Genomic DNA, 10,972 nt, shown 5'->3' with positions numbered 1-10,972 from the left:
GGCACCTTCTGCACCACCAATCCAGGCGTGTGCGGCGCCGGGCTGCTGGATGCCGACAACGCGCTGGCCGCGGCGGTGTCGGCCCCGCCGGCGGCCGCCGCGCCGGCACCGTCCGGCGGTGGCGGTGGCGGCGCGGTGCCACGCTGGCTCGCGCTCGCGCTGGCCGGCACCGGCCTGCTCGGCTTCGCGCTGCGCCGGCGCGCATAAAGCTTGCCCTGCCAGCTTGCCCTGCCGCGGATGCGGCTCAGTCGCCGTCGGCGCTGCGCAGCGGCCGCCGCGCCAGCCACCACTCCTGCACGACCCAGCACAGCAGTCCGGCCACCGCGCCGGCTGCGTGCGCGGCGCGCACCACGCCGAACCCCCATGACGGGTCAAAGATCACCGGCGCCAGCCACGATTGCTCCAGCCACACCTTGGCCAGCACGCCCAGGCACAGCAGTACGCCGAGCACGCGCGACAACCCGGGCGCGCGCAACAGGCTGAGCCCGCCCCACAGCGCCAGCCCGTGCAAGGCGCCGGACAAGCCGCCATACCAGCCGACCGATGGCACGCGCAGCAGCGCGGCCTGCACGGCAAGGCCGCACGCCAGCAACACCAGCAGCATGGCGCGCGCCCGCGCCGCACGCCCGGCCAGCGCCAGCAGCCCCGCGGCCGCAAGTGCGTTGGCCAGCCAGTGCATCGCGCCCAGGTGCACCCACATGGCGGTGGCCAGCCGCCACCACTGGCCGTCGAGCCGTACTGCATCGCGCAGATAGAGGCCGTGGGCGTGCCACCACGGCAGGAAGGTGAAGCAGGCCGACAGCGCCCACACCAGCGCGCTCGCCGCCAGCAGCCCCGGCCACGAGGCACCGGCGGGACGGCCCGGGGCCGCCGCGGCGGGCGTGGCCTTCGTGGCCATGGTGGCCTCAGTCCTCACCGAACACGGCCTGCCACAGCGTGCGCACCTGCGCCCTCTGTCCGGCAACCGATTCCGCCGCCAAGCGCGCGTGCGCCTGGCCGTCGAGCCGCAACTGGTGCTGGCGCGCGCGGAACAGCCGGTAGGCGTCGCCCACCGCCACGGCCAGCGCGGCATCGATCAGCCCGAGCGCGCCGGCCTCGCGCAGCAGCGCGATATTGCCCGCGTTGCGCGTCAGCTGCGGATGCGCGCGGCTGTGCAGCAGCACCAGGTACTGCACCGTGAACTCGATGTCGACCATGCCGCCGCGGTCGTGCTTGAGGTCGAACAGGCTGGTGGGATTGGGATGGCCCTCGGCCACCTTGCGGCGCATCTGCACGATCTCGCCGCGCAGCACCGCGGCATCGCGCTCCTGGCGCAGCACCTCGTCGCGCAGCGCCTCGAAGCGCTCGCCGATGGCCGCATCGCCGGCACAGAAGCGCGCGCGCGTGAGCGCCTGGTGTTCCCAGACCCATGCGGTATTGTCGCCCTCGCGCAGCTGGTAGCGGCGGAAGGCGTCGAAGCCGGTGACCAGCAGGCCGGCCGCGCCGTTGGGGCGCAGCCGCGTATCGACGTCGAACAGCGCACCCGCCGCGGTATGGCTGGTGAGCCAGGTGATCAGCCGGCGCGCGAAGGCGGCGTAGGCATCGGGCGCCCTCTCGTGCTCGTCGTCATACAGGAAGATGATATCGAGGTCCGAGGCATAGCCCAGCTCCTTGCCGCCGAGCCGGCCGTAGGCGATCACCGCGAAGCGCGGCGTGTCGCAATGGCGCGTGGCGAGCTGGCGCCACACCGTCTGCAGCGTGGCATCGAGCATGGCGTCGGCCAGGTCCGACAGCCGGTCGGCCACCTGTTCCACCGTCAGCATGCCCTGCAGGTCTTGCAGCAGTACGCGGAAGGTCTCGGCGTGGTGCTCGCGGCGCAGGATGTCCATCTGGTGCTCGACCTGCCCTTCGGCGGCCAGCAGCCGCTCGTGCAGGCGCTTGCGGAACGCGGCCCAGTCGGGCGCGCCGGCCAGCGCATCGCTGTCGAGGAGTTCGTCCAGCAGTTGCGGATGGCGCGTCAGGTAGGCCGCGGCCCAGCGCGAGGCATGCAGCGTCTGCGCAACGCGGTCCATCGCCTGCGGGTACTCGGACAGCAGCGACAGGTAGGAGGCGCGCCGGCTGATGGCCTCGAGAAAGTCGATAAAGCGCGCGATGGTGCTGTCGGCGTCGTCCTGGCGCGCGGCCAGGTCGAGCGCGCGGTTCACCAGCTGGTCGAAGCGGGCGCGGCTGGACTCGGACAGCGCACGGTAGCGCAGCGACGACGCGATCGCGCGCAACCGGTCGAACAGGCCGGTGCAGTCGGTGAAGCCGGCCGCCTGCAGGCGCCGGCACGGCGTGGCATCGTCGCACGCATCCTCCCCGCCCGACGCCGGCGCGGCGGCGTCCTGCTGGTTGTCCTGCGCGCGCGCGGCGTTGTCGTCGAGCACGATGTCGGGCCACAGCGCCTCGCAGGGCGCGGCGTCGGGGTCGGAGAAGGTGGCCTCGAACTGCTGCGCCACCGGCTCCTGCAGCGCCGCCAGCCGCGCCAGCAGTTCGTTCCAGCTGGCACAGCCCATCATCCGCGCCACCGCCAGCCGCTCGTCTTCCGAGGTCGGCAGGTGATGGGTCTGGGCGTCGTCGCGGTACTGCAGGCGGTGCTCCAGCTGGCGCAGGAAGCGGTAGGCGTCGCCCAGCTGTCCGGCCTGGCCGGCGGGCAGCAGGCCGCGCTCGACCGCCACCCCCAGCACTTCCAGCGTGGGCCGCACGCGCAGCGCGGGATCCTGGCCGCCGCGGATCAGTTGGAACACCTGCGCCATGAATTCGATCTCGCGGATACCGCCGCGGCCGAGCTTGATATTGAACGAGCGCTGGCTGCCGATATTCATGCCGTGGCCCGCCAGCCCGCCGCTGCGCTTGGCGGCCTCGCTGCGGATCTGCGCATGCAGCGAGCGGATCGCCGCGATCACGCCGTAGTCCAGGTAGCGCCGGAACACGAACGGCGTGGTCAGGCGCGCCAGCAGGCCGGCGGTGCGCTGCGCGTGCGGCGTGCCGAGCGCCGACACCACACGGCCCTTGATCCAGGCGTAGCGCTCCCACTCGCGCCCCTGCACCACCAGGTATTCCTCCAGCATGCCGAGGCTGCACGCCAGGGGGCCGGCGTCGCCATTGGGCCGCAGCCGCATGTCGACGCGGAACACGTAGCCATCGGCGGTCACCTCGGCAAGCAGGTTGATCAGGCGGCGGCCGAGGCGGATGAAATACTCATGGTTGGACAGGCTGCGCGTGCCGCCCTGCGTGTCGCCGTCTTCGTCATACAGGAAGATCAGGTCGATGTCGGACGAGACATTGAGCTCGCGCCCGCCGAGCTTGCCCATGCCGACCACCACCAGCTCCTGCACCTCGCCGCTCTGCTCGCCGACCGGGCGCCCGAAGGTAGCGGCGAGATCGGCGCCGAGCACCGCCAGGCCATGCTGGATCGCCAGTTCGGCCAGGTCGGTCATGGCGCCGGTGATTTCGCCCAGCGCGGCCAGGCCGCGCAGGTCGCGCTCGATCACCGCGCACATGACTTCGGCGCGCAGCCGGCGCAAGGTGCGCTTGGTGGCTTCCTCGGCATCGGCCGAAGGTTCGTGCAGCGCCTGCAGCCGCGCCTCCATCCACGCGCGCGTAAGCGGCTGCCCGGCCGCCGCCGCGATCACCGCGGGCAGTTCGGGGCGGGCCAGCAGCACACGCCGCGCGTAGTGCGAATACGCTGCCGAGTACAATACGTGGCCGCCACAGTCGGCCGTCTGCAGACCCTGCGGCAAAGCCTGCGCCGCAGTGACGGCAAAGGCGCCGGCGGTCATGGTCCCGGGGCCTTCGCCGGGGGCAAGCGCCGCCGCCGGATCCGCCAGGTCAGCCGGTCCCGGTGTGGCGCCCGCGCCATGTTGGTCGGAGGGATCGCCAGCGGCGGAACTCGTCGGGTCAGAGACAGTCATTCCAGTAATTTGAAATGCGAGAAAAGGTGCGGCCGGTACCGGCGGCAAAGCGGGCGAGCCCGGGTCATGCCGCATCGGTTCACGCCGCGCGCGGTGCGCGCATTCTTGTTGTAGCCGGCCGGGCACCAGATTGGAGAGCGGCTAGTATTGTCGGATAATCTGCGCATGTCCAGCCGCGCCCCACAACCCGCTGACGGTGCTCCCCCCAATGGCGGCGCGGGCGGGCATATGGCCGCCGCTACGCTGCCGGCTCCGGCCAACGACACCGTCAAAAGTTCCGCTACCAGTTCCGCCAACAAATCCGCTGACAACGCCGCGAACAACCCCGCTTCGCCACCACCCGCTCATTCCTTGGCTGCTACAGGTATCGATTCCCCTGCCCTGACGCGCCCCGCGTCGGGCCTTGCGCGGCTGCGCGGCCTCGCCGGCGCCGGTGCGCGCGCGGTCGTTCGCATGGTGCGCCACCCGTTCTGGCGCGGCCTGGGACGCGCGCTGGTACGGCTGGCGCTGGTGCTGGGCGTGCTGGCGCTGGTGGCGGGCCTGCTGATCCGCTTCGTGCTATGGCCGCAGGCATCGGCCGCGCGCGAATGGCTGGAGGAACGCGGCTCGCTCGCGCTGTCGGCACAGGTCACCATCGGCGCGCTCGATACCTACTGGGACGGCTGGCACCCCGCCTTCCGCGCCCGCGACCTGCGCGCCGTGGACAATGGCAAGCGCGTGCTGCTTGCGACCGCCACGCTAGACGGCAAGCTGTCGTGGCGCTCGCTGTTCAGCATGGGCCTGCAGTTCGTCAGCCTGGGCGCCACCGGCACCGACATCCTGGTGCGCCGCACGCCCGAGGGCAAGCTGCTGGTCGGCGGCATGCAGGTCGATGCCACCGGCGGCCAGCAGGAAGACGACCGCTTCCTGGGCTGGCTGATGTCGCAGGGCCGCGTGTCGCTGTCCGACGGCAGGCTGCGCTGGCTCGACGAGAAGGCAGGCCTGCCGCAGCTCGATATCGGCGAAATCCTCCTCGACACCCGCCGCGACGGCTCGCGCCATACCGTGACGCTGGAAGCGCGCTCGCCGGCGCTGGGCCCGCGCCCGCTGGTGGTCAAGTCCACCTTCAGCAACGATTACCTGCACAGCGCCGGCAACTGGCGCTACTGGAGCGGCCAGGCCAGCTGGGACGTGGCCCAGCTGGAATTGCCGGTGCTGCAGCGCTACCTGGCCATGTTCGAGGGCGTGGCCAGCGGCACCTTCAGCACCGACGGCAGCATCGAATTCCGCCAGGGCCGCATCGTGCGCAGCCAGACCCGTCTGCGCGCCAGCAGCGTCGACCTGCAGCTGGCCGGCGCCGCCGCCCCGCTGCGGCTGGCCAATGCGCAGGCCTTTTTGCTGCACCGGACCGAACGCGACGGCAGCAACCTGCTCACCGTCGACACGCTGCTGTGGCAGCCGCAGCCGCAGCCTGCCAGCGGCCAGGCGGCTCCGGCCGACGCCAGCTGGCGCGAAGGCATGCGCAAGGTCGAGCTCGGCTGGGCTTATGCCAAGGACGGCAACCTGCGCAAGTTCACGCTGAAGGCGCCCACGCTGGACCTGAACACGGTGCGCGCGCTGGCCAGCTCGATGCCGCTGGAGACCGCGGTGCTGCGCCGGCTGCGCGCGCTGCAGCCGGCCGGCCACATCGACAACCTCAACGTCAGCTGGAGCCGCGAGCGCGCCGGCATGCTCGACCGCAGCGGTGGCAAGCCCCACTACAGCCTGCAGGGCACGCTGCGCGACGTCTCGGTCAACGGCCAGGCGGCGGTGCCGGCCCTGGATACCAAGGGCCGTCCGCGGCTGGGCACGCCCGGTTTCTCGCGCCTGTCGGGCACGTTCTCGTTCGACGACCAGCAAGGCAGTGCGCGCTTCGAAGGCAATAACGCATCGCTGGTGGTGCCCGGGCTGTTCGAGGAGCCGCGCGTGCCGTTCGACCAGATCGGCGGCGACGTGCGCTGGCACCATGCCGGCGGCAAGCTGGTGGTGACGCTGGACGGCATCCGTTTTGCCAACGCGGATGCGGCGGGCTCGGTGCGCGGCACCTGGCGCGCCGGTGGCGACGGCACCTCCGGCATCGCCGACCTGAGCGGCGAGATGACCCGCGCCCAGGTCGCGCGCGTGCCGCGCTACCTGCCGCAGACCATCCCGGCGGGCACGCGGCACTACCTCGCGGGCGCGCTGATGAGCGGCGACGCGGCCGGCGTCAGCTTCGTGCTCAGGGGCGACCTGGAGCATTTCCCGTTCCACGCGCCGTTCGAGAAGGCGGGCGAGTTCCGCGTCGACGTGCCGATCGAGCGCGTCAGCTACCAGATTGCACCGCACGAGACTGGCGCGGGGGGCGCGCCGCTGTGGCCGGTGTTCACCGACATCGCCGGACAGGTCACATTTGACCGCGGCGGCATGACCTTCCTGGCACGGCGCGCCTCGGTGCACGACATCCCGGGCGTGGTGCTGCAGGACGTCAGCGGCCGCATCGACGACCTCAGCGAGCATGGCCGCCTCGCCATCGACGGCGGCGCCAGCGGGCCGGTGCAGGGCTTCCTGCGCTATATCGCCGCCTCGCCGGTGCGCGAATGGACCGCGCGCGTGGCCGACGCGGCACGCGCGCATGGCAACGGCGAACTCAGGCTCAAGCTCGACATGCCGCTGGAGCACGCCAACGCGGCCAAGGTGGAGGGCCGTTTCCGCTTCCCCGGCAACGACGTGGTGCTCAGCCCGCAGTTGCCGGCATTCGGCAATGCCAGCGGCGACATCACGTTCAACGAGCACGGGTTCGGGCTGGAGAACCTGCGCGCGCGCTTCCTGGGCGGCGAAGTCAAGCTCGGCGGCGGCACCCAGCCGGAAGGGGCCACGCGCGTCACCGCGAGCGGCACCGTCTCGGCCGCGGGCCTGCGCGAGGCCGCGGCAGGCTCGGCACTGGCGCCGCTGGCGGCCAGGCTGGAAGGCAGCACCGGCTACAACACCGTGATCGCGATGCGCGAACACGAGCTGCAGGTGCAGTTGAATTCATCGCTCAACGGCATGGCGATCGGATTGCCGGCACCGCTGGCCAAGGCGGCGGCGCACGACCTGCCGCTGCGCCTCGAGCTGCGCCCCGCGCCCGGCCGCGCCGGCATCGACGAACTGGCGCTGCAGCTGGGCAACGCCCTCAACGCACGCTACCTGTTGCGCCGCGACCAGAACGGCGGCAATGGCATCGAAGTCGTCGCCGGTGGCATTGGCGTGCAACAGGCGGCGCCCGCGCCGATGGCCGGCGTCAGCGCCGCGGCGACCTTCGACCGGCTTGACATAGACGCCTGGCGCGCGGCCTTTGCCGGACCGGCCTCCACGGGCGACGGCGGGCGCCCCTCGCCCTTCCTGCCCGGGCGCATTGCGCTGCGCGCCGGCACGCTCCATGGCATGGGCCGCACGCTCGACGACGTCGCGCTCGACGCCACGCGCGAGCGCGACGGCTGGAATGCCAGGATCGAATCGCGCCAGATCGCCGGCGCCGTGCAGTGGCAGCCGGCCGCCGGTACCGCTGGCGCCAATGCCACGGGCGCGCTGCAATTGCGACTGTCGCGCCTGAACGTGCCCGACGCCAGCGACGAGCAGAACGTGGTCGACGCCCTCGCCAGCAGCATCGACGAACTGCCCGCCATCGACCTGGTCGCCGAGCAGTTCATGCTGCGCGGCCACGACTTCGGCAAGCTGGAGGTCAAGGCGCATACCGGCACCAGCGGCACCGACCCGGTCTGGACCCTGGACAAGCTGAGGATCGAACAGCCCGATGCCACGCTGACCGGCCACGGCAGCTGGCGCGTGCCGCGCCGGCTGCGCGCCGACGGCAGTACCGAGCGCCGCACCCTGCTGTCGTTCGTCATCGACATGGGCGACGCCGGCGCCACGCTCGACCGCCTGGGGCTGCCGCACACGCTGCGCGACGGCAAGGGCAAGCTGGAAGGCCGCGTGGCCTGGCGCGGCTCGCCGCTGTCGATCGACTACCCGACGTTGTCCGGCAAGCTGTCGCTCGACCTGGAGAATGGCCAGATCCTGAGCGTCGAACCGGGCGCAGCGCGGCTGCTGGGCGTGCTCAGCCTGCAGGGGCTGCTGCGCTTTGCCACGCTGGACTTCCGCAGCCTGTCGGGGCGCGGACTGCTGTTCGACCGCATTTCGGGCTCTGGCACGATCGAGAACGGGGTCGGCACCATCCAGGATTTCGAACTCAAGAGCCCGCAGATCATCGCCAGCATGAGCGGCACCGCCAACCTGCTGCGCGAGACCCAGGACCTGCGCGTGGAGGTGGTGCCGCGCATCAATGCCACCTCGACCTCGGTGGCGGCCGCCTTTATCAACCCGGTGCTGGGCATCGGCACGCTCGCCGCGCAACTGCTGTTTGCCGACGAGTTCTCCAAGGTATTCACCCAGCACTACCGCATCACCGGCAGCTGGGCCAACCCGCAGATCGGCAAAGTGGAGGAGAATAATATGCAAGCCCCCCGCTTCCAGAACCGCGCCGAGCCCGCGCTCCCGCACTGAAGCCGCTGCCGTCCGAGAGAACTCAAGAGAGTCCAAAGAGGAAACCAACGCCCATGACCGCCCCCGCCCCGTTCCGCGTGGCCGCCGTGCAGACCGTTACCGGCACTTCGCTCGATGCCAACCTCGCGCGCGCCGAGGCGCTGATCGCCGAGGCCGCAGCCGGCGGCGCGCAGCTGGTGCTGCTGCCCGAATACTTCTGCATGATGGGCCGCTCCGAAGCGGACAAGGTGGCGGTGCGCGAGCACGACGGCGATGGCCCGGTCCAGCAGTTCCTGGCCGGCGCCGCGCGCCGCCATGGCATCTGGCTGGTGGGCGGCACGCTGCCGATGTGGTGCGACGACCCGGAGCGCGTGTACAACACCTCGCTCGCCTTCGACCCGCGCGGCGAACGCGTGGCGCGGTACGACAAGATCCACCTGTTCGGCTTCACGCGCGGAGCCGAAAGCTATGACGAATCGCGCACCATCCTGGCCGGCCGCACCCCGGTCAGCTTCGATGCACCGTGCGGCCGCGTGGCCATGTCGGTGTGCTACGACCTGCGCTTTCCCGAGCTGTACCGCGGGCTGGCGTCCGGCGCGGGCACCAGCCTGATCCTGATGCCGGCCGCCTTCACCTACACCACCGGCCAGGCGCACTGGGAAATCCTGCTGCGCGCACGGGCCATTGAAAACCAGTGCTATGTGCTGGCCGCCGCACAGGGTGGCAAGCATGAGAACGGCCGCCGCACCTGGGGCCATTCGATGCTGGTCGACCCGTGGGGTGAAGTGCTGGCCATGCTGCCCGAAGGCGAAGGCGTGGTGGCCGGCACCATCGACCCGACGCGGCTCGAAGAGGTCCGGCAAAACCTGCCGGCATTGCGTCACCGGGTGCTGTAGCATGTACGCAACCGCGGGGCCGCATGTGATCGCGCATTTGATCTCATCCGGCACCCGCACCAGGTATTTCATGCCACCGGCAATTCCATGGCTTGCCGGGGCGGCAAACAGAAGAAAGGACATCTCATGAACGCCGGCGATCTCGGAATCCGCAACCTGGCCACCGCGCAGCAACTGCTGCTGGCGCCATACGGCCTGGACGAGGCCAAGCTGCAGCGCGTGCTGGCCGATATCTTCACGCACAAGGTCGACTACGCCGACCTGTACTTCCAGTACACCCGCAACGAGGCCTGGAGCCTGGAAGAAGGCATCGTCAAGTCGGGCAGCTTCAGCATCGACCAGGGCGTGGGCGTGCGCGCCGTGTCGGGCGACAAGACCGCCTTTGCCTATTCGGACGACATCAGCCTGGCCGCGTTGTCGCAGGCGGCTGCCGCCACCCGCACCATCGGCCGCGCGGGCAACGGCCGCGTCAAGGTGGCGGGCGAGCTGGCCTCGCACGCCGGCCGCAACCTGTACGCGCCCAACGACCCGCTCGATTCGATGACCGCCGCCGAAAAGGTGGCGCTGCTCGAGCGCATCGAACGCATGGCGCGCGCCAAGGACCCGCGCGTGGTGCAGGTGATGGCAGGCCTGGCCGGCGAGTACGACGTGGTGCTGGTGGCGCGCAGCGACGGCGTGATCGCCGCCGACGTGCGCCCGCTGGTGCGCGTGTCGGTGACAGTGATCGCCGAACAGGGCGGGCGGCGCGAGATCGGCTCGTCGGGCGGCGGCGGCCGCTATGCCTATGGCTATTTCACTGACGACCTGCTGCAGAAGTACGTGGAGGAAGCCGTGTCGTCAGCGCTGGTCAACCTTGACGCCCGCCCCGCCCCGGCCGGTGCGATGACCGTCGTGCTGGGCCCGGGCTGGCCCGGCGTGCTGCTGCATGAGGCGGTCGGCCATGGCCTGGAAGGCGACTTCAACCGCAAGGGCTCGTCGGCATTTTCCGGCCGCATGGGCGAACGCGTCGCGGCCAAGGGCGTGACGGTGGTTGACGACGGCACGCTGGCCAACCGCCGCGGCTCGCTCAACCTGGACGACGAAGGCAACCCGACCCAGTGCACCACGCTGATCGAGGACGGCATCCTGCGCGGCTATATGCAGGACACGCTCAACGCGCGCCTGATGAAGATGCCGGTCACCGGCAACGCGCGCCGCGAAAGCTATGCCGCGCTGCCGATGCCGCGCATGACCAACACCTACATGCTCAACGGCGACAGGGACCCGCAGGAAATCATCGCCAGCGTCAAGAAGGGCCTCTATGCGGTCAACTTCGGCGGAGGCCAGGTCGATATCACCAACGGCAAGTTCGTGTTCTCTGCGAGCGAGGCGTACATGATCGAGGATGGCAAGATCACGTACCCGGTCAAGGGCGCGACGCTGGTCGGCAACGGCCCCGAATCGCTGAAGGACGTGACCATGATCGGCAACGACATGCGCCTGGATTCCGGCGTTGGCGTTTGCGGCAAGGAAGGCCAGAGCGTGCCGGTGGGCGTGGGCCAGCCGACGCTGCGGATCGAAAACATGACGGTGGGCGGCACGGCCTGACGCCGCATCGCCACAACGAAACGGGACCCGCGGGTCCCG

At 70.8% G+C, this 10,972-nt stretch carries 6 protein-coding genes; 4 read left to right on the top strand and 2 right to left on the bottom strand.

The annotated features are described in order from the left end of the window. Positions 1-207: MprA protease, GlyGly-CTERM protein-sorting domain-containing form (gene mprA, locus E1J61_RS30950; protein WP_133097688.1), on the top strand; the 207-nt coding region annotated here is incomplete at its 5' end. Between the two features lie 37 nt (positions 208-244). On the opposite strand, the gene rrtA is transcribed toward mprA, so the two are convergent. Together rrtA and glnE are read right to left on the bottom strand one after the other, a co-directional pair. Further along, positions 245-898: a rhombosortase gene (gene rrtA, locus E1J61_RS30945; protein ID WP_133097687.1), complete on the bottom strand. Its 654-nt coding sequence runs from the start codon at positions 896-898 to the stop codon at positions 245-247. Positions 899-905: 7 nt separating this feature from the next. Beyond that, entirely contained in the window at positions 906-3,932 is a 3,027-nt protein-coding gene (glnE, locus tag E1J61_RS30940; RefSeq protein WP_207951285.1) for a bifunctional [glutamate--ammonia ligase]-adenylyl-L-tyrosine phosphorylase/[glutamate--ammonia-ligase] adenylyltransferase, read from the bottom strand. A 165-nt stretch (positions 3,933-4,097) separates the two neighbouring features. On the opposite strand from glnE, the gene E1J61_RS30935 reads away from it, so the two are divergent. The 3 genes from E1J61_RS30935 (at position 4,098) to tldD (ending at position 10,933) form a co-directional block, all read left to right on the top strand. Beyond that, entirely contained in the window at positions 4,098-8,471 is a 4,374-nt protein-coding gene (locus tag E1J61_RS30935) for a YhdP family protein (protein ID WP_371704892.1), read from the top strand. Positions 8,472-8,524: 53 nt separating this feature from the next. After that, complete coding sequence (locus E1J61_RS30930) at positions 8,525-9,346, top strand: carbon-nitrogen hydrolase family protein (protein WP_133097686.1); 822 nt, start codon at positions 8,525-8,527, stop codon at positions 9,344-9,346. A gap of 126 nt (positions 9,347-9,472) precedes the next feature. After that, entirely contained in the window at positions 9,473-10,933 is a 1,461-nt protein-coding gene (gene tldD / locus E1J61_RS30925) for a metalloprotease TldD (RefSeq protein WP_133097685.1), read from the top strand. Positions 10,934-10,972 lie beyond the last annotated feature (39 nt).

It is taken from the genome of Cupriavidus sp. L7L (assembly GCF_004353535.1).
Taxonomy (GTDB): Bacteria; Pseudomonadota; Gammaproteobacteria; order Burkholderiales; family Burkholderiaceae; genus Cupriavidus; species Cupriavidus oxalaticus_A.
The sequence above is the reverse complement of the archived record's forward strand: the minus strand, read 5'-3'. Positions and strand labels throughout refer to the sequence as shown.

Bases quoted from the DNA above. Each gene is read 5' to 3' on its own strand.
- glnE (WP_207951285.1), bottom strand. From the start codon at position 3,932: ATGACTGTCTCTGACCCGACGAGTTCCGCCGCTGGCGATCCCTCCGAC.
- tldD (WP_133097685.1), top strand. From the start codon at position 9,473: ATGAACGCCGGCGATCTCGGAATCCGCAACCTGGCCACCGCGCAGCAA.
- E1J61_RS30935 (WP_371704892.1), top strand. From the start codon at position 4,098: ATGTCCAGCCGCGCCCCACAACCCGCTGACGGTGCTCCCCCCAATGGC.
- rrtA (WP_133097687.1), bottom strand. From the start codon at position 898: ATGGCCACGAAGGCCACGCCCGCCGCGGCGGCCCCGGGCCGTCCCGCC.
- E1J61_RS30930 (WP_133097686.1), top strand. From the start codon at position 8,525: ATGACCGCCCCCGCCCCGTTCCGCGTGGCCGCCGTGCAGACCGTTACC.